At 34.9% G+C, this 25,974-nt stretch carries 18 protein-coding genes and 1 pseudogene; 16 read left to right on the top strand and 3 right to left on the bottom strand.

Going from position 1 to position 25,974, the window contains the following annotated elements; genetic code table 11:
- Positions 1–2,292 carry a Xaa-Pro dipeptidyl-peptidase gene (locus PYW37_RS11635; protein ID WP_025016841.1) on the bottom strand — a complete coding sequence of 764 codons (2,292 nt, stop codon included), beginning with the start codon at positions 2,290–2,292 and terminating at the stop codon, positions 1–3.
- 171 nt (positions 2,293–2,463) lie between these two features.
- On the opposite strand from PYW37_RS11635, the gene gla reads away from it, so the two are divergent.
- Positions 2,464–3,333 (top strand): aquaglyceroporin Gla, encoded by an 870-nt coding sequence (gene gla / locus PYW37_RS11630; protein WP_012898588.1) that lies wholly within the window; start codon positions 2,464–2,466, stop codon positions 3,331–3,333.
- Positions 3,334–3,375: 42 nt separating this feature from the next.
- On the opposite strand, the gene PYW37_RS11625 is transcribed toward gla, so the two are convergent.
- Positions 3,376–4,161 carry a CPBP family intramembrane glutamic endopeptidase gene (locus PYW37_RS11625; protein ID WP_004254455.1) on the bottom strand — a complete coding sequence of 262 codons (786 nt, stop codon included), beginning with the start codon at positions 4,159–4,161 and terminating at the stop codon, positions 3,376–3,378.
- A 353-nt stretch (positions 4,162–4,514) separates the two neighbouring features.
- On the opposite strand from PYW37_RS11625, the gene PYW37_RS11620 reads away from it, so the two are divergent.
- The 8 genes and pseudogenes from PYW37_RS11620 (at position 4,515) to murC (ending at position 15,678) form a co-directional block, all read left to right on the top strand.
- Positions 4,515–5,294 carry a CppA family protein gene (locus PYW37_RS11620; RefSeq protein WP_023188612.1) on the top strand — a complete coding sequence of 260 codons (780 nt, stop codon included), beginning with the start codon at positions 4,515–4,517 and terminating at the stop codon, positions 5,292–5,294.
- A 72-nt stretch (positions 5,295–5,366) separates the two neighbouring features.
- Entirely contained in the window at positions 5,367–6,353 is a 987-nt protein-coding gene (locus PYW37_RS11615; protein WP_012898586.1) for a serine hydrolase domain-containing protein, read from the top strand.
- Between the two features lie 196 nt (positions 6,354–6,549).
- Positions 6,550–8,255, top strand: a pseudogene (gene spxB, locus PYW37_RS11610) (pyruvate oxidase).
- A 415-nt stretch (positions 8,256–8,670) separates the two neighbouring features.
- A complete protein-coding gene (locus PYW37_RS11605) occupies positions 8,671–8,952 on the top strand; it encodes a hypothetical protein (protein WP_023188615.1) in 282 nt (93 codons plus the stop codon).
- Positions 8,953–8,965: 13 nt separating this feature from the next.
- Positions 8,966–9,976, top strand: coding sequence for a hypothetical protein (locus tag PYW37_RS11600; RefSeq protein ID WP_023188616.1), 1,011 nt, complete (start codon positions 8,966–8,968; stop codon positions 9,974–9,976).
- Between the two features lie 253 nt (positions 9,977–10,229).
- The gene (locus PYW37_RS11595) at positions 10,230–13,334 is read left to right on the top strand and encodes a DEAD/DEAH box helicase (protein WP_025016839.1); all 3,105 of its coding nucleotides are present in this window, start codon (positions 10,230–10,232) and stop codon (positions 13,332–13,334) included.
- A 215-nt stretch (positions 13,335–13,549) separates the two neighbouring features.
- A complete protein-coding gene (locus tag PYW37_RS11590) occupies positions 13,550–14,143 on the top strand; it encodes a hypothetical protein (RefSeq protein WP_023188618.1) in 594 nt (197 codons plus the stop codon).
- A gap of 203 nt (positions 14,144–14,346) precedes the next feature.
- Positions 14,347–15,678, top strand: coding sequence for a UDP-N-acetylmuramate--L-alanine ligase (gene murC, locus PYW37_RS11585; RefSeq protein ID WP_025016838.1), 1,332 nt, complete (start codon positions 14,347–14,349; stop codon positions 15,676–15,678).
- A 180-nt stretch (positions 15,679–15,858) separates the two neighbouring features.
- Here murC and argR read toward each other — a convergent pair whose 3' ends face one another.
- The gene (gene argR / locus PYW37_RS11580; protein WP_004254487.1) at positions 15,859–16,317 is read right to left on the bottom strand and encodes an arginine repressor; all 459 of its coding nucleotides are present in this window, start codon (positions 16,315–16,317) and stop codon (positions 15,859–15,861) included.
- A 67-nt stretch (positions 16,318–16,384) separates the two neighbouring features.
- Here argR and argS point away from each other — a divergent pair, with 67 nt between their 5' ends.
- The 7 genes from argS to PYW37_RS11545 all read left to right on the top strand — a co-directional run bounded on the left by argS (position 16,385) and on the right by PYW37_RS11545 (position 25,909).
- Complete coding sequence (argS, locus tag PYW37_RS11575; RefSeq protein ID WP_025016837.1) at positions 16,385–18,079, top strand: arginine--tRNA ligase; 1,695 nt, start codon at positions 16,385–16,387, stop codon at positions 18,077–18,079.
- A gap of 302 nt (positions 18,080–18,381) precedes the next feature.
- Positions 18,382–19,614, top strand: a complete 1,233-nt coding sequence (gene arcA / locus PYW37_RS11570; RefSeq protein ID WP_004254504.1) for an arginine deiminase — start codon at positions 18,382–18,384, stop codon at positions 19,612–19,614.
- 188 nt (positions 19,615–19,802) lie between these two features.
- Entirely contained in the window at positions 19,803–20,867 is a 1,065-nt protein-coding gene (gene argF / locus PYW37_RS11565; protein ID WP_004254507.1) for an ornithine carbamoyltransferase, read from the top strand.
- A 130-nt stretch (positions 20,868–20,997) separates the two neighbouring features.
- Positions 20,998–22,566, top strand: a complete 1,569-nt coding sequence (locus tag PYW37_RS11560; RefSeq protein ID WP_032943411.1) for a basic amino acid/polyamine antiporter — start codon at positions 20,998–21,000, stop codon at positions 22,564–22,566.
- A 28-nt stretch (positions 22,567–22,594) separates the two neighbouring features.
- Positions 22,595–23,539: a carbamate kinase gene (gene arcC, locus PYW37_RS11555; protein WP_023188622.1), complete on the top strand. Its 945-nt coding sequence runs from the start codon at positions 22,595–22,597 to the stop codon at positions 23,537–23,539.
- Positions 23,540–23,570: 31 nt separating this feature from the next.
- Entirely contained in the window at positions 23,571–24,515 is a 945-nt protein-coding gene (gene arcC, locus PYW37_RS11550) for a carbamate kinase (RefSeq protein ID WP_012898533.1), read from the top strand.
- Positions 24,516–24,778: 263 nt separating this feature from the next.
- The gene (locus PYW37_RS11545) at positions 24,779–25,909 is read left to right on the top strand and encodes an aminotransferase (RefSeq protein WP_014570781.1); all 1,131 of its coding nucleotides are present in this window, start codon (positions 24,779–24,781) and stop codon (positions 25,907–25,909) included.
- The last annotated feature ends 65 nt before the right edge of the window (positions 25,910–25,974 follow it).

The following is a 25,974-nucleotide window of genomic DNA, read 5'->3' as shown; positions in this document are numbered from 1 at the left end:
TTATTTTTTCACACTTTCAATAGGAATAATGAGTTTGGATTGAGATAAATCAATCTCGTAAGTCACTTTACGATTATCACGAACCGTATGTTCAAAGTCAGTACTATAGAGTATGACCCGAAGTTTATCCGCTTTTTCTAAATGATAAATCGTTGGTTGTAGTTCAAATTTGAGCGTAAACCATTCGTCAGCTTTTAAATCACTGACCGTCAGTAAATCTTTGTTTTGGAGATTGGTAAATCCTTTAGTGACCAACTGATAAGGACTTTCGACAAGAGGAAGTTCAACCAAATCATCTAACATGAAGTTTCGGCCACGGTCAAGAACTTTAAAATCTTTTACTCTTGCTTTATCTTCCAGCCGTTTTTTGGGACCAAAATCAATAATTTGAGCAGATAAGAGCCCTTTACTATCATTTAATTTTAGTCTGATTTCTAGTTCAATTGGACCATTAATTGTTAACTCAGAAGGAAGTTCTAAATCAATGACAGCTTCGTTAGCTTTATTTTCAAATAAATCTTTTTTAAAGACATTGAAATCTTTAGAATACTTTTTGAAGCTTTCATCATCATAGTGGTTATCAAATTGAGCAAAAGAAACCGCCGTTTTCCCAAGAGGGAGTTTGAGCTGGTCATCGCCCCCAAATTTACTGACAGCTGACCAAACTTGTTCTTTAGAATTTTCCTGTAAAATAACGGGTGGAAGATTTAAATTTAAATCTCTATCTAATAATTTGGCAGAGAAATAAGCATTGATTGTCTCAGAAAAATCAATGGATTGCCAAGAATTCATATAAATATGAGCCCCACGATGTAGAAAGGCATGCTTGGCATGACCTTCTGGCAGAGCCTGCCAAAAATTATAAGCTTGTTCGGGTGTAACATTCCAGTCTTGTAAGCCGTGAACAATTAGGACGTCAGCTTTAACTTGGTCAGAATTGATTAAATAATTTCGGTCATGCCAAAATTGATTATAATCACCAGACTTACGGTCTAAAGCAGTGGTCATTTCTGCTAAGCGTTTTTCGTATTCAGCATTTCCTTTTAAATAATCAGCACCATCAAGATTTCGTGAGTAAGTCAGTGCAGCAAGCACATCTAAATCTTCACCAGGAAAGCCACCAGGAGAACGGACAAGACCATTCTCACGATAGTAATTATACCAAGAAGAAATTCCAGCTTCAGCTAAGATGACTTCAAGTCCATCGACTCCAGTAGTAGCAGCACCATAAGCCATCGTTCCTAAATATGACTTTCCTGTCATGGCTACTTTTCCGTTTGCCCAAGTGGCCTTAATTTCATGCGTCTTTTTACGAGAAGTATAGGCACGAGTTCGGCCATTTAACCAATCAATGACAGCAGTCATACTGTAAATTTGCTGATAATCGCCTGAAGTTTGGAAGCCATTTGAGCCACGCGTTCCAACACCAGCCACATAAATAGAAGCAAAACCACGCGTCAAAAAGTAGTCATTTAAAGAATAAGTCCAACCATGAGTAAAGCGATAAGGTGCTTTATCTACAATAGGAAGTTCTTTGGTTTCAGATGGACGTTTTTGTGGAAGCTTTCCTTGGACATGAATTTTGTGACTGTCCTTTTTTTCCAAATCAACATTCATTTCATGAAGCGCTAAATCATTTGCTTTCTCATTGATTCCCAAATGATAAGGACTTGCGGTCATCACAACCGGAAGCTTTTCTGTACTTTTTGGACGGATAATTTGAATTTTAATTAAGTCATTTTTTCCTTTTTGCTCAGTATCAACTGGACTTTCAACCCAAACTACCTCACGTTCAAGGAGCGAAGAATCAAAAGTTGCCAATGATTTGTCATTGAAAAAGTGATAGTGATTATCCAAAGGAAGAAGACCTTCTGAAACCCAATGTTCAACAAGAATCATCCCGCTTTTACGACGGCTACAAAGTAAATAGTAAAAAGCAGAGATGATAGTTTCAGTTGTCATTTCAACATCCCTTTGTGGAAGATTAAGTTTTTTAGCAAATTCAGTTGCTTTTCCTATTTCAAAATCAAAATTTGGAACAAAGTCAAGAAGTTGCAAAGCAATATTCCAGAAAATTTCCCAATCTAATTCAATAGAGGATTTTAAGAATTCAATGACATCTAGCTCAGTATTTGCTTGTAAAACAGTCATATCAGTAGGACTTTGAATGAGAAAATCTTTTAAAATTTTCTTTTCATCCCAAAAAACAGACCAACGAAACCCAAGCTGATCAAGTTCTGCTAGTTGTTCATCAAAGTTTTTATCAACAATTGAAAAATGATTAAAGCGCATCTTAAGTCCTCCATAAAAAGCATGATAATTCTTTTAATTATAGCAAATTTTCAGTAAATAATCAGACTAAAAGGGTCTAATTTCCAATGAATATTTGAAGCAAGCGCGCTTTTCTGATATAATAGCTGAGGTTATTATATTAAAATCAAATTTTGGAGGGTTCCATAAAAAATGGATGTTACATGGACAGTGAAATATATCACTGAATTTGTCGGAACTGCGCTACTCATCATCATGGGTAATGGTGCGGTTGCCAACGTTGAACTTAAAGGTACAAAAGCTCACGCACAATCTTGGATGATTATTGGTTGGGGTTATGGACTTGGTGTAATGCTACCAGCAGTTGCTTTCGGTAATATTACTTCACAAATTAATCCAGCTTTCACACTTGGACTTGCAGCCTCAGGACTTTTTCCTTGGGCACATGTTGCTCAATATATTATTGCGCAAGTTTTAGGTGCGATGTTTGGACAATTATTGATTGTTATGGTTTATCGCCCATACTATCTTAAAACACAAAATCCAAATGCTATTCTTGGAACTTTCTCAACAATCGATAATGTTGATGACAATGATGAAAAAACTCGTTTGGGAGCCACAATTAATGGTTTCTTGAATGAATTTGTTGGATCATTCGTCTTGTTCTTCGGAGCAGTTGCTGCGACAAATATCTTCTTTGGTAGTCAATCAATTACTTGGATGACAAACTACTTGAAAGGTCAAGGAGCAGATGTTTCTTCATCAGACATTATGAATCAGATTTGGGTTCAAGCCTCAGGAGCTTCAGCTTCTAAAATGGTTGCTCACTTATTCTTAGGATTCCTTGTTATGGGACTTGTAGTCGCTCTTGGCGGTCCTACAGGACCTGGTTTGAATCCAGCGCGTGACTTTGGTCCACGTTTGGTTCACAGTCTCTTACCAAAATCAGTTTTGGGTGAAGCAAAAGGTTCTTCTAAATGGTGGTATGCATGGGTTCCAGTTTTGGCACCAATTCTTGCATCACTTGCAGCCGTAGCTCTATTTAAAATGATTTATCTTTAAAAAATAAAAAAAATACTGACAGAATTTCTGTCAGTATTTTTTTTATTTAAGCACAAGCGCAATTACTAACCCAAAGAGATTCCAAAGAAGATGGACACTCATGTTAAGATAAAAATTGCGATATTTAGCATAAAGACTGGTAAGCACAAGACTCATTAAACCGTAAGTTAACCAACTATAGAGGTCAGTAGGACCATGCATGTAAGCAAAAAGGAGCAATGCCGTTAAAAAAGCAAAATATTTTTGATTTTTGAAAATGACTTCAAAAATTCCTACCCGATAAACAAGTTCCTCTAAAAAACCAGCAGCAAGTGTTTGGGTCGCAAAGACAGCAATTGGAATCACTTTTTGTAATTCGTTTAGTGAATCTTGATTACTGGTTGTTGGACTTTGATTGATAATTTGAGCAAAAATTCCTGTCAGAATAGAGACCAGAAAAAGCAAAGCAAAACCAATTATTATTTTTAAAGGAGGAAAATATTTCCAACTTATTTTAGGGATAATATCAGCTTTACGAGCAATCAGATAAGAAGAAATAATCGTAAGTAAAAAGATAATGAAAAAGATGACGGTATCTAAGGTTGTGAAATGGTGCTGATAAGCAAAAATGGTTGTCGCAAGCATTGGTAAGTTAGATAAAATAAAGAGCACCAACCAAACTGATTTGTGATAAGCAAAAATTAATCCAACAATCGATAATACGAGAGCTGTCATTAAAAATGGCAAATGAAAAATACTGACAGATAAGGCTGAAAAAAGTAGCGCCAAAATAATTACAATTACCCAACGATATTTGGCTAATGATTGAAGTTTTTCTATATTAAACATGTCAATATTATAGCATAGTAATAGCTGTCAGCAGAAGAAAATATTTCATTTTTGTTGATAACTTTTGTTAATCTGGACTTGAATAAATTGTAGTAAAATAGAGCTACCTCAAAAATGTGCATATCTGGCAACCACACTAAAAGGTCAGTCTAACTTTGTTCGTACCTAGATATGTACTTAAAACTATCCTTAAAAATGCCCATGGTTAACGACTATGAGTTTTTTTATTGAGATTTTAAAATTACACATTTAATGTAGAAAGAAAAACTAAAAGATATAAATCGTTGATAATTTCCTTGAAATTTGCGAAAATAAGAGATAGTTATTTGTAAATGTAATCAATGGAGGCTAAAATGAGCGAGATTATAAATCATATTACCGCTTTTCAACCAGTCTATCGTGTGCTTAACCGTGAAGAAAATTTAGATTTCTACCGTGAAGTGCTTGGCTTTAAAGTCTTGGTAGAAGAAGGCGCAATGGTATGGCTTGGTGGGCATGAAGCGAAAAAAGATCGGTTTCAATTAGAAGAATCACCAGGTTTTCGTCCTGTTGAAGGATTGAAAAAACACGGGCAAACGGTGATCAAAGCTAATTCATCTGAGATTGAGCAATTAATTGTTCGTAACTTGGACAAGATTTCTAAGGTCTATAAAGGAAAAAACGGCTTTGCTTTTTCAGCACTTTCGCCTGAAGCAGAACTTTTTTTGGTAACATCAGATTTACTGACAGATTTATCATCACTGACAGAAATTGATAAATCAGAAATTGAGCTTGAGGAAGATAAAACTTTTAAAGGTTTGTCAGATTTTGAAATTATAGCAATGGATTTGAATGTTGCTAACCAATCAATTATTGAATTTTATGAATCAGTTTTTGGTCTTAAAGCAATCAATAACCAAATTGAATTTCCTTTTGTAACTTTGACTTTTAGTGTTGAAGAAAGCGAAGATTTAGCTGCAGGAACCGATGAAGTACTTGACCTTGAGTTTTTAGTGTTCATGATTGATAAAGATTTTGATTTGAAAGATTTTGCTCATCAATTTTCTGATGTGGACGGAACATATTTGGATGGCTCAGCTAAAACTTTTTCATTAGAAGTTCCTGACCATGTAGAACTTTGGTTTGTAAAATAATAATTTTAAAAAAACTTGTTAATTTTTGACAAGTTTTTTTACTCAAAGTAAATCAGAAACGAAGGTTGAAACATGAAAAATCAACAAGAATTTTTAAAAATAATCGAAGATTATATTGAGTGTGACGTTTTCCCAGGTGTCAATTTCGCAATTATTGAAGGAGAAAAAGTCGAGGAGTATCTTTTAGGAAATTCAGCAATTTATCCTGAAACAATCAAGCTCACTCAGGGAAAAAAATGGGATTTAGCTTCTTTGACAAAAGTAGTGGGCACCGGAACAGCCGTCATTAATCTTGTCCTAGCAGGAAAGTTAGAAATTGATGCCCCTCTTCAAAAATATTATTCTAAATTTACTGACAGAAGCGTCAGCTTGCGGCAATTACTGACACACACTTCTGGTATTGATCCTTTCATAAAAAATAGAGATAAGCTAAACGCAAAAGAACTGACAGAAGCAATTAATCAGATTAAAGTTACTGACAATAAGACCTTCAAATATACAGATATTAATTTTATTTTACTAGGTTTTTTATTAGAAGAATATTATGGAGAAAGTCTAGATAAAATCTTTTACAAACAAGTATTTGAAGACTGGAAAATGACTGACACAAGTTTTGGACCAGTAGAAAATGCAGTACCAACAAGTCAAAACATCCCAGTAGGAACAGTTCATGACCCTAAAGCTCAAGTTTTAAAAAATCATTGTGGCTCAGCCGGCTTATTTTCAACGATGTCTGATTTAATTTTATTTAGTCAAGCTTATTTTCAAGAAGAAAAATATTTAAAGCTGACAAAAAATTATGCTGACGGAGATAAAAAAAGAAGTTTGGCTTGGGACTTACTCGGGTCAAATGATGATTGGTTGCTTCATACTGGTTATACCGGAACTTTTTTATTAATTAATCCTCGCATCAAAAAAGCAGTCGTTTTCTTATCAAATCGTGTCCATTTAAAAGATAATCGAGAAAAATGGATTGAAGAACGTGACTTCTTGATAAAATTTTTAATCAGCCATTTGACCTTAGATCAAGACTTAAATAAAAAGAACTGTACTGTTTAGTTTACAGTTCTTTTTTAGTTATTGCTGACAGACTAAAAAAATAAATGGCTGGACTCAAATAGTTTACATTTAGATTTTTTTGACCTATAATTTACTTGAAAAGTAATTTATTTACTTACGGCGAAAGGAGAAATTAGTATATAAAGTAGTTTCAAAGTAGTTAGTAGTTGATAGATTTAAGGACAAGGAGAATATCATGACAAAAATAAATGCATCAGATGCAATGTTAAAAGTTATTGAAGATTGGGGTGTCAAAAATATTTACGGTTTACCCGGTGGGTCAATTGATTCGACAATGAACGCATTATATAACCGAAGAGACACATTAAATTACATTCAAGTTCGTCACGAAGAAGTGGGTGCTTTAGCAGCCGTTGGGGAAGCAAAAGTAACCGGAGAAATCGGAGTAACCTTTGGTTCAGCAGGGCCAGGAGCCGTTCACTTGTTAAATGGATTATATGATGCTCAATATGACCATGTTCCAGTACTTGCCTTGGTTGGTCAAGTTCCAACGAGTGCAATGAACACTAATTATTTCCAAGAATTAAATGAAAATCCAATGTTTGCTGACGTTAGTGTCTATAACAGAACAGTAATGACCGCAGAACAAATGCCAGCAGTAGTTGATGAAGCGATTCGTCAAGCCTATGCCAAACGTGGTGTTGCCGTCATTACCATTCCCAAAGATTTAGGTTGGCAAGAAATTGAAGATAATTATGTTTCTAGCGCTAATCTATATCAAAAACCTTTGCCACTAGAACCTGCGGCTGAAAAAATCCAAGAAGCATGGAAAATACTAAAAGAAGCAAAACGCCCTTTGATTTATATTGGTCAAGGAACAAGAGGAGCCCGCACAAGGAAATCTTAGAACTTTCTAAAATGCTTCATGCTCCAATTTTGAGTTCTGCCTTAGGAAAAGGAATTATTCCTGACAATGCCCCTGCTTACATGGGGTCAGCTGGTCGAGTGGCCTCTAAACCTGGGGTAGAAATTGCGTCTAACACAGATGCTGTTTTGTTCTTAGGTTCAGACATGCCATTCCAAAGTTTCTTTATTCCTAAAGATGCTAAATACATACAAGTTGATATTGACGGAACTAAATTTGGACGTCGTCATCAAGTAGATTTAGCTATTTTGGCAGATGCCAAACTGACAATTAAGAAATTAATGGAAGTGGGAGAACAACTTCCAGAAACAAATTGGTATCGCGCAGCACTAGCAGACAAAGAAAATTGGGTAGAGTGGCTTGAAAAACGTTCAGTCATTGACAGCTCACCTTTGGAAGTAGAACCTGTCTTTAAAGCCATTAATGACATGGCCACTGATGACGCCATTTTCCAAGTTGATGTAGGAAATGTCACAATTGATGGAATGAGACTTCTCGATACAAGTAAGGATCAAAAATTTACAACAAGTGGCTGGTATGCGACAATGGGTTATGCTCTACCTGCAGCAATTGGTGCGAAAGCGCAATATCCAGACCGTCAAGTTTGGTCAATTTCTGGTGACGGAGCTTGGGCAATGGTGATGCCAGATATTCTTACTCAGGTCAAATATAACTTACCAATTATCAATGTTGTTTTGACCAATAAGAGCCTTGGATTTATCGAAGCAGAACAAGATGATGCCAAACAACCACACTCAGGAATTGATTTGATAGGTGCTAATTTTGGCGCTTCTGCGGCGGCTTTGGGAGCTTTAGGTTTTGATGTTAATAATTTGTCAGAATTAAAAGAAGCTTTTGCAAAAGCTAAAGAAGCGAATCGTCCAACGGTCATCAATGTCAACATCTTTGACCATCGTCCATTACCTGTTGAACAATTGCAACTTGATTCTGCTGAATTTGAAAAAGAATATCAAACTCAAGGATTGATTCCATTTAGCAAATTGATTCAAGAATAAAAATAAATAATATTAGAATAAAAAGACATTAGAAGAGAGCTCTAATGTCTTTTTTATATAGATTAAAATAAAAGAATAAATTAGAATAAAATTAGTTTTTGTTAGATAGGGATTATAAAAAAATAAAGTCAAATCTAAGTATTATTAGTCACTATATATGAATTTATAGGCTTTATTCATTATCTTAGCGAATGCACTTTTATAAATACTAAAGCAAAACAATGTGTTTCAATTTGGAAAATAAGAACAATATGAGATAATAATTATGTAAAATGAGTTTATGGTTGTGAAAATAATAAAATTATAAATCAAAAAGATTTAATCTAAAACTCAAATATGAAGCATGGATAAAAAATAGAAAGGAGTAGAATTCTACCAAAATAATTTCGATAAATATGAAATTCGCAAGAAAGGAATGATAGATGATAAAAAATGGATGGTTTGTTTAAGTATAATAATCTTAGTTCTAAACTTTGTTCCAAACTTACTGCAAGGTCATCAAGTATTTGCAGAAAATCAAAAAATTTATAAAGATAAAGTTGAGCTTATTAATGATGAATCATTCAATATCTCATATAGTATGCGAGCTTTAGAAAATCAATACGAATGGGAAATTGATTATAGAATAAATAAAACAGAAAATGATAAAGAATTAAAGTTAAAGTTTTCTTTTGAAGGGAATCAGCCTATAGTATGATACTCAATATAAATTGGTTAAAAAAAGTTCGATTGGATTATTTCCAAATTTTGGAGAAACCTCCCAATGGATAATCACAACACCAAATATGGATGAACTTAAAGAACATGAAGAAGATAATAACATTGAAATTGATGGTGGAGATTTACTTGAAACCCCAGATGAATCAATACTAGAAAGTATCAATCAAACGCCAAGTACACTCGGTGTCGTTTCGCTTATTAAAACAAAGATTCCAGAATTCAAAGCATTAGAGAGTACTGATTCTCAGGTCGAAAAAGTAAAAAGTGACTCATCTTTCCAAGAAAAAATCTCAGAATATTTAATTTCTTTTGAGATTCATTCTAATATTACTCATAGTTTTACAATAAAAAAAGTTGATGGAGAAAGTAATAGACCAATGGACACCCAATTTGCTTTAAGGTGGGTTGAGAAGTTTGAACCGACTCAAGATTTTGACAGCCTTGAGCGTTTAAATCTAGACACTTTGGACTTGTCAGGGAATGATATTTCAACGAGTAGTAAGACTTCTATTGATGCCAACGCAGGAGCCACTCTTTCTACTGAAAAGGGTTCTAGAACCTTAGACCATATGGCTAGAGGTAATCTTTATATCATAAGTGAAGAGGAGGTGGCTACAGGTTATCAAAAGACCAACACTGTTATTGTGGCATACATGGATAAGGCACAAGGATATGCAGATAAAGCTACCATTCATATTAGATTAGCCAAACGTTCGGCAACTCATCCAGAAATCCTAGAGTTTGGAAGTTTAGAAGACTTTAAAGAATATAGAGGTGATTTGGAAGATGAAATAGGGATAGTATTTGCAAATTACAAAATAGCTGAAGGAGGAAGTGAAGAAAAAGAGAAAGAAAAAGAAGAAAATAATGAGATGCAGAATAAGCAAGAAACAAATAAACCGAACATAGAACTCCCTGCTCTTGGAGCAATCGGTGTAGGAGGAGTCGGGTTACTACTTATCATCTCAGCTTACTTATTGAAAAAGTATCGTGGAAAGTAGAAAATATATTTGTAAATAATGATGATTAAAAAATACTGACAGCTAGTCGGTATTTTTAATATTTGTTATAATAAGATTATTAGTCAAAACCATGACACCGAATAAGTAGTAAAAAGAGGAGGATATTCTTTACTAAAACAGCTCTTATTGAAAAAATTGATAAGAAAGAGGAAAACTCTAGCAAAAAAATGGTAATTATGGTATAATATACGCAAAATTTTGAAATAATTGATTCGAGGAAAAATATAAAAATATGAGTAGAATGATGCCGGCACGAGTGCGAAGTGAGGGAATCGCCCTCTATGCGAAAGGCTTCTTAAATGACCCAATTGAAACTGATTTTAAACTAACAGCAGAAATTGATGGTGAAGAGGTAAGTTATGACCTAGATGGCGCGCAAGATAGTTGTACTTGTGCAGTCTTTCAACAAAACCACCGCTATTGCAAACATATTGCAGCGATAGAAGAGTATCTAAAAAATCAAGATAAAGGAAGTCAGGAAACAAAAGACAAAGAAATCAAAGGAGCTGAACGAGCGCTTTTTGGTGAAAATGTTGCTTTTTTAGATGCTGTAAATGGTGAGACACAATTAAATTTCAATACAGACCAATACTCTATCGAAGTTCAAATTGAGGATAATAGTCAGCTTTATGATTATTTTTCAATGGATTATTTTTTGTATTTTGATTTAAAATTAAGAAGTAAAAATTTGGGCCGCTCATACGTTATTAAAGATATTCCTTATTTTCTACGTGCTTTAAAAAATTATAGTCAGTATTCTTTGGGTTCTCTACACTATATTGACCTCTTTTTTGATAATTTTGATGAAGCAAGTCAAGAATTTTTAACTTTTCTTTTAAAAATTGATAGTAAATCCGATGAAGCACTTACCAAATCCTTATATATTAAAAATGGGCGTTATCTTAATATTCCATTTTTATTCCTTGAAGAAGCAATGGACTTAGTTTCAGCTTTAGAGAATTATCAACTTCAGATTACAGGTAGAACGGTCAATTATTTTACATTTATAGCCCTTGATAATGATTCGGAGATTTTTAAATTTAAGGTTGAAAGTCAGCAAGATTATATCGAGTTGAAACTCTACAGTGAGGATTATCATAATTTTTATGATTATTCACTTCTTTATGCCAATAATGTATTTTATAAACTCAATCAAGAACAACGGCGTCTGCTCCTTGTTTTAGATAAGCAATTTGCTAAAAAATCACAAATTAAATTTTCATATGCTGATAAGGATAAATTAGCTCAGGCTCTTCAACAATTATCAACTTTGGGAGAGATTGAAGCGCCAGACCATTTTGTTGTCAGACCTTTTGATGCTAAATTTACTTTTGATTTGTTGGAAGATCAGACCATTAGTTTGGCAATGACTTTTGATTATGGAAGTTTCTCAATAGATAGTTTCCACGATTTAGAAACCCTAGAATTTTCAAGAGATTTGCGTAAAGAGCAAAAGATTTTTGCACTGATGGAACGTTTGCAGTTTGCTAAGGCTTTTAATTCGTCATTAAATATTCCAGAAAATTTATCAGAGAATTTCTTTTTGAAAATCTTACCTGCTTTTCAAAAACTTGGTCAGATTGAACTATCGCCAACTTTAAGAAATATGAGAATGGATGAAGTTCCTGAAATTCATATTGATAGTCAGGGAGGACTCTTAGATATTTCCTTTGATATTCCTCAGGTTGAAGATGGTGAATTTGCAAATGTTATTGCAAAATTACAAGAAAATGCTGAATTTTATATCAGTGAAAGTGGGAAATTTTATCATTTTAATGAAAAATTTGACCGCTTGAAAGCTGCATTAAACGAACTTGACGACCAATTTGTTATTCAAGGAAGCAGTTTACATGTTAATATTAATCGAAGTTTCCAAATTTCTAAAATATTTGAAAATATTGGTGGAGCTTCCTTCTCTGAAAAATTTAAATCACTCTATCAACACTTGACGCATCCTGAAGAGTTTCCTTACGAGAAACCAGAACATATTAAGGCTTCCTTGCGTTCTTATCAGGAAACGGGTGTTCGCTGGATGAGTATGCTCTCTCATTATAATTTGGGAGGAATTCTTGCTGATGACATGGGATTAGGTAAAACGGTTCAAGCGATTACTTTTATTCTTTCTAATCTGAAAAAAGATGAGAGTGTTCTAATTACCGCACCAGCTAGTCTTACTTATAACTGGGCAAGTGAATTTGAAAAATTTACTGATGAGATTGATTTTGCTGTTATTGACGGGACAAAAGCCGAGCGAAGTAAAGAAATTCAAGAAAAACATCAAATATATATCACAAGTTATGGTAGCTTCTTGAAAGATTTTGAAGACTATCAGGATAAAAAATTGAATTACTTACTTTTGGATGAAGCTCAAGTTGTCAAAAATTATAGTAGTAAAACCAATAAATCACTATCTGCTCTGAATGTTGAACATACCTTTGCCCTTTCAGGAACACCACTAGAAAATCGAATTGAAGAAATTTGGGCCATTTTCCAAGTGGTGATGCCAGGCTTTTTACCAAAACGTGAAAAATTCAATAAGATGGAACCATCTGTTATCTCAAGATTGATTCAGCCTTTCATTATGCGTCGTAAAAAAGAAGATGTGCTTGAAGAACTTCCAGAAAAAATGGAAATTACGGTCTATAACCAATTAGCTGATGATCAAAAAGTAATCTATTTAGCACAACTCGAATTGATGCAAAAACAAGTTTTAGAAATGGATAGTGCGGCTTTATCACGTTCAAGAATTGAAATTCTGGCAGGAATTACACGACTTAGACAAATTTGTAATACACCAGCATTATTTATGGATGACTATAAAGGAAGTTCTGGGAAACTTGAACGTTTACGAGAATTATTGGCCCAAATTAAAGATTCAGGCCATCGTCCTTTGATTTTCTCTCAATTTACAAAAGTTTTTCCACATATTGAAAAATTGATGGAAGAACAAGAAATGACCGCTTATAAACTGACTGGTTCTACTCCAATTAAAGATCGACTTTCAATGGTTCAAGCCTTCAATGCTGGTAGTCGTGATGCTTTCTTAGTTTCACTAAAAGCTGGTGGAGTTGGGCTTAATTTAACCAGTGCTGATGTCGTCATTTTGGTTGATTTGTGGTGGAACCCAGCTGTTGAAGAACAGGCTATTGCGCGTGCCCATCGGATGGGACAAAAAAATACGGTAGAAGTCATTTGCTTGATTACCAAAGGTACAATTGAAGAAAAAATTATGGAAATCCAAGAGCGTAAAAAGGATTTAATTGCTAATGTTTTAGAAGGCGATACAGTGGATAAAGTCCTTAGTGAAGCAGAAATTCGTGAAATTCTTGGAGTATAGCTTTAAAAAACTTAGAAATTAAGCTATAATGGATATTGAAACGGTTATCTTAGAATCTAAATCTTGTTTTGATATTTTATCTAGTAGAAGAAAAATTTTATAAAAGCTAGGAAAGACAAGAGTTTTCAATATTCTTTGATAAACTTTCATCATCTTCATAAAGAATTAAAATGTAATTAATAGATTAAACAAACTATAAAAAAGTAGGGCAAAACATGGTAGAAAGAAGAGTGGTATTTCCAGTTATTGGTGATGACGAAGCACTTCAAAAAGATACTCGGGTAATTTTTACTAACCAGCAGTTGCTGACAAGAAATCCCAGCCTTCAGGATGAAGCTTCAATTGAAAATAATAAGCCAAAAACTGATGCCAAGAGACCTGAGAGTTTCAAACCTTATAAAGCTAAAACAAGCTTTAGCACACAGCATCGTCCGCTAAACTCTAATCATGACGGCGTAAGTTCCTATGATAAAATGCCTAAGAAAACTAGCGTTGACGAGTCAAAAGAACGGGCAAAACGTGCAGCAGCAACACTTCCAAAGCCTCCTAAACAGTATGTTTCACCATTGGAGCGGGACAAGGAGGATATCACAGTTCGTCGTTCAACATCAGCAATTTTGAATAAGCGACCTTCAGCTAATGATAACCCAATTCGGGATATGAAAAATCAAGGAATGATCGTTTCTGATGCAGTCGCTAAAGGCGGAATGAAGAAGGCAGTTCCACATGGAGCCGCTGCTAATGACACACAAAAAGGAAGTTATTTTGAAAATAAGCGGAAAAATATCTTTGACCGTGGAATCGTTTAATTTTCAAATTTAAATGAAAAAACTGACGGAAAAGTTAAATTTTATTATGGTAAAATTTACTTTGGAGATATCACTTGTCAGTTATTTTGTGTGTCTTTGAGCTCATAAAAATTTAAGTAAATAAAAAAATAATTGTAAGAAAAGAAGGGAAATTTCTGTCAGTGATTGATAAAGAAGTAGAATTACTGACAGAAAATTTTATCATGGAAAAAACATATCATTTTACCGGTATTAAAGGTTCAGGCATGAGTGCACTTGCGCTAATGTTACATCAAATGGGAAAGAAAGTTCAAGGTTCGGACTCAACAGATTACTTTTTCACACAACGTGGTCTTGAACAAGCTAACGTACCACTTTTGCCTTTTGACGAAAAAAATATTAAGCCCGAATTTGAATTGATTGCTGGAAATGCTTTTCGCGATGATAACAATGTTGAAATTGCATTTGCCCATAAAAATGGATTTCCATTCAAACGTTATCATGAATTTTTGGGACATTTCATGGAAGATTTTACTAGCATCGGGGTTGCAGGTGCACATGGTAAAACTTCAACAACTGGAATGTTAGCTCACGTGATGTCTAATATCGTGGACACTTCTTACTTGATTGGTGACGGAACTGGTCGTGGGATTGAGGGAAGTGAATATTTTGTCTTTGAATCTGATGAATATGAACGTCATTTCATGCCTTATCATCCTGAATATACAATTATGACAAATATTGACTTTGACCATCCTGACTACTTTGAAGGAATTGAAGATGTCACCTCAGCTTTCCAAGATTATGCAAATAATATTAAAAAAGGTATTTTTGCTTACGGGGAAGATGTTAACTTACGTAAATTGACTGCCAAAGCACCTATTTACTATTATGGTTTTGAGGCTAATGACGATTATCGTGCCGAAAATTTGGTCAGAAGTACACGTGGCTCATCTTTTGATGCTTATTTCCGCGGTGAAAAAATTGGTCATTTTGTCGTTCCAGCTTATGGTAAACACAATGTATTGAATGCCTTGTCAGTTGTAGCCGTTTGTCATAATCTTGGGTTGGATATGACGGAAGTTGCAGACCACTTATTGACTTTCCGTGGAGTGAAACGTCGTTTCACTGAGAAAAAAGTAGGTGAGACAGTCATTATTGATGATTTTGCTCATCATCCAACTGAAATCGAAGCAACATTGGATGCTGCTCGTCAAAAATATCCTGATCGTGAAATCGTTGCTGTTTTCCAACCTCATACTTTTACTAGAACAATTGCTTTTGCTGACGAATTTGCAGAGGTGCTTGACCATGCGGATACCGTTTACCTTGCTCAAATTTACGGTTCAGCACGTGAAGTAGACCATCATGAAATTACAGCACAAGATTTAGCTGACAAAGTTCGTAAACCAGCTAAAGTAATTGATCTTGACAATGTATCGCCATTGTTGGATCATGACCGTGGGGTTTACGTCTTTATGGGAGCAGGAAATATTCAAAAATATGAACTTGCTTTTGAAAAGTTACTTAGCCAAGTCTCAACTAACTTACAATAAATAAAAAAGTACTGACAGCTTTTTGGTCAGTACTTTTTTTGTTTTATTCAATTTTTGTTAGTAAAAAAAATTCAAGTCACGGGAGTGCGACTTGAATCAAAGGGGTTTATGAAGAAATTATTTAGGGAGTAATATGAGTATAAATGTAAACGCTTAAACGAACCTTAATTTGTTTAAAAATTATCCTAATAAAATATACTTTATTTCCGCAGTAAGAATATTTGCCGCTTTTTCGGACGCACAAATAACGAGCAGAGTATCTGCTCCGGCAATTGTACCTAAAATATCTGTCCGACTATCACGTTCGTCATCTAAAGCATTCGCCAACACATCGGCCTCACCCAATTTTGTCCGAATAACCACTAAAGCTCCGACAGATTTTGCTGAAATAACAAAATTATAAAAATACAACTGCAAATCAGAATTAATTTTGGAATTGCCAGAAGTCAAAAATGAGTAAAAACTCTCTCCTTTATCCCGTTTTTTTATAATATTTAATTTTCTGATATCTCTTGATAAAGTAGCTTGTGTTACCTCTACACCGCGTTCTAATAATAGAGATTGAAGCTCTTCTTGAGTCGATATTTTATTATTTGTCACAATTTCTTTAATAATTTCTAATCTTTTATCTCTTTTCATAGCATAATTATACCATATAATGGACTATATATTGACAAAATTAGTGTTTTTTCTGTATAATTAATGAATGGATGAAAAACAATTAGTAAGCCAAGCACTGTCTGCTGCAATCGATGGTGTTCTTGGAGTAGAACAAATCGCGGCTATTATCGAAAAACCTAAATCGTCAGATTTAGGAGATTTAGCATTCCCAGCTTTTCAATTGGCCAAAACTCTCCGAAAATCTCCACAAATCATTGCTGGAGAAATTGCTGAGAAGATAGATACAAAAGGCTTTGAGAAAGTTATCGCAGTAGGACCATATGTTAACTTTTTCCTTGATAAAAATGCAACTGCCTCAGAAGTAATTCGAGAAGTTTTGACTGAAGGTGAACATTACGGTGATGCAAATATTGGTCAAGGAGGAAATGTTCCGATTGATATGTCTGCGCCAAATATTGCTAAACCTTTTTCAATTGGACATTTACGTTCAACTGTTATCGGGGATTCAATCGCCAAAATTTACGAAAAATTGGGTTATCGGCCAATCAAAATCAATCACTTGGGCGACTGGGGTAAACAATTTGGTCTTTTGATTACAGCTTACAAGAAATATGGTGATGAAGCTACAATTACAGCTAATCCGATTGATGAACTCTTGAAACTTTATGTCAAAATCAATGCTGAAGCTAAAGAAGATCCAGAAGTCGATGAAGAAGGACGTCAATGGTTCCTTAAAATGGAACAAGGCGATGAGGAAGCACTTCGCATTTGGAAATGGTTCTCAGATGTTTCTTTGATTGAATTTAACCGTATTTACGGAAAACTTGGTGTAAGTTTTGACCACTTCATGGGTGAAAGTTTCTATAGTGATAAAATGGACGCCATTGTTGAAGATTTAGAAAGTAAAAATCTTTTACACGAATCAAAAGGTGCTTTGATTGTTGACCTTGAAAAATATAACCTCAATCCAGCTTTGATTAAGAAAACAGATGGTGCAACACTCTATATTACACGTGACCTTGCAACAGCAGCTTACCGTAAAAAAACTTTCAATTTTGTGAAATCTCTTTATGTTGTTGGTGGCGAACAAACCAATCACTTTAAACAATTAAAAGCAGTTTTGAAAGAAGCTGGTTATGATTGGTCTGACGATATGGTGCACGTTCCATTTGGTATGGTAACTCAAGGTGGGAAAAAATTCTCAACTCGTAAAGGGCATGTCGTGAAATTGGAAATGGCACTTGACGAAGCAGTTGATCGTGCTGAAAAACAAATTGAAGCCAAAAATCCTAATTTGGAAAATAAAGAAGAAGTTGCCAAACAAGTTGGGGTTGGTGCTGTTAAATTCTATGACTTAAAAACTGATAGAAATAACGGTTATGACTTTGACTTGGACGAAATGGTTTCATTTGAAGGGGAAACAGGCCCTTATGTTCAATATGCACATGCTCGTATTCAATCAATTTTACGTAAAGCAAACCGTAAGGTAGATATTAATAATATTTCTCTCGCAGTTTCTGACGCTGAAGCTTGGGAAATTGTTAAAGCATTAAAAGAATTCCCAAATGTTGTTAAACGTGCTGCAGATAATTATGAACCATCTGTTATTGCTAAATATGCAATTTCGCTTGCGCAAGCTTTTAACAAATATTATGCTCATGTTCGCATTTTAGAAGATGATGCTCAATTGGATGGCCGTTTGGCTTTGATTAGCGCTACTTCAATCGTCTTGAAAGAAGCATTGCGTCTTCTTGGGGTTGCTGCACCTGAAAATATGTAAAAAATAAATTTTTCATTTAATCTCTTATTCAAAAAGATTTAATTCTTTAGGATAAGAGATTTTTTTGTTGCCTTTTTAAAATACTTTTGTAAAATAAGCTTTTTTAATAAAAGCCTAAGAATCGCATGATAACAAAAGAAATGAATAAACGTGAAATTGTCAGAATATAAAAAAACATGTATAAATGAATAAACCTTTGTAAAGTGTAGCATAAGTGCTTGACAAAAAATATGCATAGATGTATAATTTCCTTGTAAACGATTCCAATAATACCGAATCGAAATCAGAAAGGATACTCCAAAATGAACAATGGAATTAATGTTAACTCAGAAATTGGGAAATTAAAATCAGTCCTCCTCCACCGCCCAGGTGCGGAAGTTGAAAATATTACCCCAGACACAATGAAACAACTTTTATTTGATGATATTCCATATCTCAAAATTGCTCAAAAAGAGCATGATTTCTTTGCTCAAACTTTGCGTGATAATGGTGCAGAAACTGTTTATATCGAAAATCTTGCAACAGAAGTTTTTGAAAAATCATCTGAAACAAAAGAAGAATTCTTAAGTCACTTATTACACGAAGCGGGTTACCGTCCAGGACGCACATATGATGGTTTGACTGAATATTTGACTTCAATGTCAACAAAAGATATGGTCGAAAAAATCTATGCTGGCGTTCGTAAAAATGAATTGGATATCAAACGTACAGCACTTAGCGATATGGCAGGATCTGATGCAGAAAATTATTTCTACCTCAATCCATTACCAAATGCCTACTTCACACGTGACCCACAAGCTTCAATGGGTGTCGGAATGACCATTAATAAAATGACCTTCCCAGCTCGTCAACCTGAAAGCTTGATTACAGAGTATGTTATGGCTAATCACCCACGTTTCAAAGATACTCCAATCTGGCGTGATCGTAACCATACCACTCGTATCGAAGGTGGTGATGAATTAATTCTTAACAAAACAACAGTAGCTATCGGGGTTTCAGAACGTACTTCATCTAAAACAATTCAAAATCTTGCTAAAGAGTTGTTTGCAAACCCACTTTCAACATTTGACACTGTACTTGCGGTTGAAATTCCTCATAACCATGCAATGATGCATTTGGATACAGTATTTACAATGATTAACCATGATCAATTTACTGTCTTCCCAGGAATTATGGATGGTGCTGGTAATATCAATGTCTTCATTCTTCGCCCTGGTAAAGATGACGAAGTTGAAATTGAACATTTGACTGACCTTAAAGCAGCACTCAAGAAAGTCTTGAATCTTTCAGAACTTGACTTAATTGAATGTGGTGCAGGTGATCCAATTGCAGCTCCTCGCGAACAATGGAATGATGGTTCAAATACACTTGCTATCGCACCCGGTGAAATCGTTACTTACGACCGTAACTATGTAACTGTTGAGTTATTGAAAGAACATGGAATCAAAGTTCATGAAATTCTTTCAAGCGAACTTGGTCGTGGCCGTGGTGGTGCACGTTGTATGTCACAACCACTTTGGCGTGAAGATTTGTAATCTTAAAGATTTAAAAATATCTTCGTAAGTTCATTGATAGCTTAGCTTAGGAAGAGATACTTTAAACTTATAATTTCATAGATTCACTTGATAATTAAATTATTTAGGAAAGAGTGAATCACTAGCTTATTAATGTAATTTAAAAAATTCATTAAATATAATAAAAATAGAAAAAGGAAGAAAAAATAATGACATCACCACTTATTACAAAAGCAGAAGTAAACTCAGTATTCCAAGGTCGCAGCTTACTTGCTGAAAAAGATTTCACACCAGCTGAAATTAACTACCTTGTTGATTTTGGTCTTCATTTGAAAGCATTGAAACAACAAAATATTCCTCACCACTACCTTGAAGGTAAAAATATTGCCTTGCTCTTTGCAAAAACTTCAACTCGTACACGTGCTGCCTTTACAACTGCTGCAATTGACCTTGGGGCTCATCCAGAATACCTTGGAGCTAACGATATTCAATTGGGAATTAAAGAATCAACAGAAGATACAGCTCGCGTGCTTGGTTCAATGTTTGATGCTATCGAACGTCGTGGATTTTCTCAAAAAGAAGTTGAAGATTTGGCAAAATACTCTGGTGTTCCAGTTTGGAATGGTTTGACAGATGATTGGCATCCAACACAAATGATTGCAGACTTTATGACTGTTAAAGAAAACTTTGGACATCTTAAAGGTTTGACATTAGTCTACGTAGGCGATGGTCGTAACAACATGGCAAACTCACTTATCGTAACTGGTTCTATGCTTGGTGTGAATGTTCATATTGTTGCTCCAGATTCACTTCATCCTACTAAAGAAGTTATGGATATTGCAAATAAATTTGCTGAAAAATCAGGTGCTAAACCCCTTGCAACTTCAAATATTGAAGAAGGTGTTAAAGGCGCAAACATTATTTACTCAGACGTTTGGGTATCAATGGGAGAATCTAACTGGGAAGAACGTGTTAAACTTTTGACTCCATATCGTATCACAATGGATATGCTTAAAATGACTGGAAATGCTGACAATGGTCAATTGATCTTTATGCACTGCTTACCAGCATTCCATGATACTGAAACTGAATATGGTAAAGAAATCAAAGAAAAATATGGTTTGACAGAAATGGAAGTGACTGACGAAGTATTCCGTTCTAAATATGCTCGACAATTTGAAGAAGCAGAAAATCGTATGCACTCTATCAAAGCAATCATGGCTGCAACTTTGGGTAATTTATTTATCCCAGCAGTTCCTGAAGATTTTAAATAATTAAAATAGATAATTTGTCAGTTTACTGACAGAGCTGTCAGTAAACTGATAGATTTTGATTTAAGTCGTTGAAAGCAGTCTAAGATAAAATTAGACTGTTTTGGCGGTTGAAATCACTGAAAGGATTGATATGGACGCAGAAAATAAAAAAGGAATTGGCCTTGCTGCTTTAGTTGCGATTATTGTTTCTGGAGCAATTGGTGGTGGGGTATTCAATCTCTCTAACGATTTAGCAACAAATGCATCACCTGGTGGTGTTATCATTTCATGGATCGTTATTGGTTTTGGTATTTTAATGTTGGTTTTATCACTAAATCATTTGGTGGTAAATAAACCTGAACTTTCAGGTGTATCAGATTATGCACGTGCTGGTTTTGGTAATATGGTTGGTTTCATCTCAGGTTGGGGTTATTGGTTATCTGCCTGGGCAGGTAACATTGCCTTTGCTGTTTTGATGATGACTTCCGTTGACTATTTCTTCCCCGGCGTATTTCAAGCTAAGAATGGTTCTTTGACCATTCTGTCAGTAATTGTTGTTTCAATTGTTTCGTGGGGATTGACCTTACTCGTTATGCGAGGTGTTGAAGGGGCTGCTGCTATTAATGCAATTGTCCTCGTTGCAAAATTGATTCCCTTGTTTGTTTTTGTAATTGCTGGAATAGTAACATTTAAAGCTGGAGTATTCAGCGCTCACTTCTGGCAAAATTTCGTTGCGAATACAAATGCTGATGGTGTCATCAAGAGTTTAACTTGGTCAAATATGACTGGCGGAGATTTATTCAGTCAAGTCAAAGGTTCACTTATGGTTATGATTTGGGTCTTTGTCGGTATTGAAGGTGCTGCTATGATGGGTGACCGTGCAAAACGTAAATCAGATGCCGGTAAAGCTTCAATTCTTGGTTTGATTGCCTTGTTAGTAATTTATATCTTGCTCTCATTATTACCATTTGGTTTTATGAGTCAACAAGAGTTAGCAAACACAGGACAACCTGGTTTAGTTCATATTTTGAACGCCATGGTTGGTGGTTGGGGTGGCTCACTAATGGCCATTGGTCTGGTGATTTCACTTCTTGGTGCTTGGTTATCATGGACAATGCTTCCAGTTGAGGCAACACAACAATTGTCAGAACAAAAATTACTTCCTAGTTGGTTTGGTAAACTTAATGACAAAGGTGCACCTAAAAACTCACTTTTGTTGACACAATTAATAGTTCAAATCTTCTTGATTGTTACTTATTTTGTAGCTGATGCTTACAATGTTTTTGTTTACCTTTGTACTGCTGTTATCATGATTTGTTACGCCTTAGTTGGTTTATACCTCTTTAAATTAGGGATTCAAGAAAAGAAAACAAGTAACATTATTATTGGTTTCATCGCAGCTGCTTTCCAAATTTTAGCATTGTACTATTCAGGTTGGCAATTTGTTTGGCTTTCATTAATTCTCTATGCTGTTGGTTTCATTCTTTATGCTTTGGGCAAAAAAGAATATGGCACTAAAATGTCCACAGCAGAATTAATTGCAACTTTTGTTTTAACAGTTTTAGGAATCCTTGCTGTTTTTGGAGTATATGGAAACTGGCTTGGCTTGCAAGATGCACTTGGAATTGATGGTAATACATTACTTGTTGCTGTTGTTCCACTGATTGTAGTGACATTTATTGTTTACTTTGTCGTTCGTAGCGATATTAACAAAAAATAAATAAAAAATTAAGCGAAGGGGTACAGAAATGGTAAAACGTATTGTTGTAGCCCTTGGTGGGAATGCTATTCTGTCGAAAGACCCATCAGCGAAGGCTCAAAAAGAAGCACTTGAAGTTACAGCTGAACAATTGATGCCATTAATTAAAGATAATGACCGGCAAATGGTTGTGACTCATGGAAATGGACCACAGGTTGGAAACTTACTTTTACAACAACTAGGTTCAGATAGTGAAAAAAATCCAGCTATGCCATTGGATACAGTTGGAGCAATGACCCAAGGTGAGATTGGTTTTTGGACCGTTCAAGCATTTACAAGAGCAATGGCAAATAATGGCTTGGAGCGTTATCCAGTTATTTCAGCAGTGACTCAAACATTGGTTGATGAAAATGATCCAGCTTTTAAAAATGCTAGTAAACCAATTGGTCCTTTTTACACAGAAGAACAATTGCCAGAAATTAAGAAGCAACTTCCTGATTGGGAATTAATGGAAGACGCTGGTCGCGGATATCGCCGAGTTGTTCCAAGTCCTAAACCACTTGAAATTATTGAAGCCAAAGCTTTTGGACCAATCTTAGAATCTGGTAGTCTATTGATTGCTTCTGGCGGTGGTGGAATTCCCGTCATTAAAGATGGTAATGGTTATAAAGGTGTTGAAGCCGTAATTGATAAAGATTTCTCTGCAGCTAAACTGGCTGAGATGGTTGGAGCAGACGAGCTTTTGATTTTAACAAGCGGTGGTGACGTATATTTGAACTATGGGAAAGAAAACCAAGTTCATTTGGAAACAGTCAAAGTTTCTGAAATGCGCAAATATGTTGACGAAGAACGCTTTGCAAAAGGTTCAATGGGACCAAAAGTCGAAGCAGCTGTTAGTTTTGTTGAACGAACAGGTAAGACTGCTACAATTACTAGCCTTGACAATGTTGAAAATTTTGTCAAATCTGGTAGTGGAACAAGAATTGTTCCTTAAATAAGAAAAAAGATAGAGGAGAAATAATTTCATGGTAAGACGTATGGTCGTAGCCCTAGGTGGTAACGCTATTTTAACAGATGACCCAACAGCAAAAGCGCAAGAAAAAGCACTTGAAACAACAGCAGAACAATTAATTCCTCTTATTAGAAATAATGATGTGGAAATGGTTGTCACTCATGGTAACGGACCACAAGTCGGAAATCTTTTATTGCAACAATTAGCGGCGGATAGTCCTAAAAATCCAGCTATGCCAATTGATACAGCTGTTGCAATGACTCAAGGACAAATTGGTTTCTGGATGGGGCAAGCTTTTACAAGAGCTTTGATAAAAAATAATATGGAACGTGTTCCAGTCATCTCTGTAGTGACTCGTACAGTTGTTGATAAGGATGACCAAGCTTTTGAAAAACCTACTAAACCAATTGGTCCATTCTACGATGAAAAAGGATTGGCAGAAATGAAAGCTCAATACCCCGACTGGGTATTTGTTGAAGATTCTGGCCGCGGCTATCGAAGAGTAGTTCCAAGTCCTAAACCAACACGTATCGTTGAAGCCGAAGCGATTAAGCCACTAATCTCATCAAGTGTTTTGGTGACTGTATCTGGTGGTGGTGGAATTCCTGTCATTGAAACTAAGGATGGTTATGAAGGGGTTGAAGCTGTTATTGATAAAGACTTTTCAGCAGCGAAAGTAGCTGAACTTGTTGAAGCAGATAATCTTTTGATTTTGACTGCGGTAGATAATGTTTTTGTTAATTTCAATAAACCTAATCAGAAAAAACTAGAAACAGTAACAATGGCAGAAATGAAAGCTTATATTGAAGAAGGTCAATTTGCTGCAGGTTCAATGCTTCCGAAAGTCGAAGCAGCAATGGAATTTGTTGCTCGTACAGGTCGTCCTGCAACAATTACTTCTTTGGAAAATCTTGAAGACTTCCTCAATAATGATTCAGGAACAAAGATTATTCCTTAAAGATAAAAATGCTACATTTTTGATGTAGCATTTTTTTATAAATGTAGTCTAAAAATCGTTAAACTTTCCGATATTTTATCAATAATTATTGTACAATTAACATGTAAACGATTTATATTGATAAAGTTACTGACAAGATGTAAGTATCGGCGATAAATATTAAGGTAAAATGATTACTAAATCTGTCAGTAAAAAAATAAAGAGAGGAAGACAAATTTAAATGATTTTTTTTAAAAGAATATTTAAATTTGCAAATAAAACTTATGGAACTTGTACAATTTGGTTGTGAAGACTGGCTCAATGTTTGGGAAAAATCTGCAACGATTGATATTGCTCAGTCAACCATTGATTCGTTATCTTTGGAAGAAGTTTTGGCCTTTGAAGAAGATAATGGCGAAGCTTTTATGTCACAGATGATGAAAGAAAAATTCAGTTATGGTTGGATTGAGGGTTCACCAGCCTTTAAATCAGAAGTGGCAAAACTTTATAAAAGAGTGCCAGAGGATAATATTTTATCTACAAATGGAGCTACCGGAGCAAATTTCCTTACAATTTTAGGATTAATTGGTCAAGGCGATCATGTGATTGCTCAATATCCTTCTTATCAACAACTGTATGATTGGCCTAAAACATTAGGTGCCCAAGTTGATTATTGGCATATTAAAGAAGAAAATAATTGGTTGCCACAAATTGAAGAATTACGTCGTTTAGTTAAAAGTAATACAAAACTCATTTGTTTAAACAATGCGGCCCAACCCACTGGAGCAATCATGAGTCCTAAATTTTTGTCAGAAGTGGTTGAAATTGCACGCAGTGTTGATGCTTATATTCTTTGTGATGAAGTTTATCTTCCACTAGATGAAGAAACGCCTTATTCACCTATTGCTGATTTATATGAAAAAGGAATATCAACTAACTCTATTTCTAAAACTTATTCTGTACCAGGAATTCGTGTGGGTTGGGTAGCCACTCAAGACCGTGACCTTTGTAATGAATTTAGAAAAATCCGGGATTATACCTTGATTTGTACCGGGGTATTTGATGACGCCGTAGCGGCTTTAGTATTGAAACATAAAGATAAAGTACTTGAACGCGCTCGTAAAATTGTCAAAGGTAATTTATCAATTTTGAAAGAATGGGTGGAAAATGAACCTTTAGTCTCAATGGTTTATCCCAATGCAGTCTCTGTAAGTTTTGTTAAATTTGAAGAACTTGATCCGACAAAAACTGAAGATTTTGCAATCCAACTTCTTCGTGAAAAAGGTGTCCTAATTATTCCTGGAAATCGTTTTGATTTACCAGGCTATGCTAGGATTGGATATTGTACAGATGAAACAACCTTACGTCAAGGCCTTAAACTCTTATCTGAATTTTTGAGAGAATATCAGGTTTGATATATTCTTTATAAAATACATTTCTGTTTTACTAAAGTGTATAAAAAGTGTATAATAAAGAACTG

The organism is Lactococcus lactis, from assembly GCF_029023865.1.
GTDB lineage: Bacteria > Bacillota > Bacilli > Lactobacillales > Streptococcaceae > Lactococcus > Lactococcus lactis.
The sequence above is the reverse complement of the archived record's forward strand: the minus strand, read 5'-3'. Positions and strand labels throughout refer to the sequence as shown.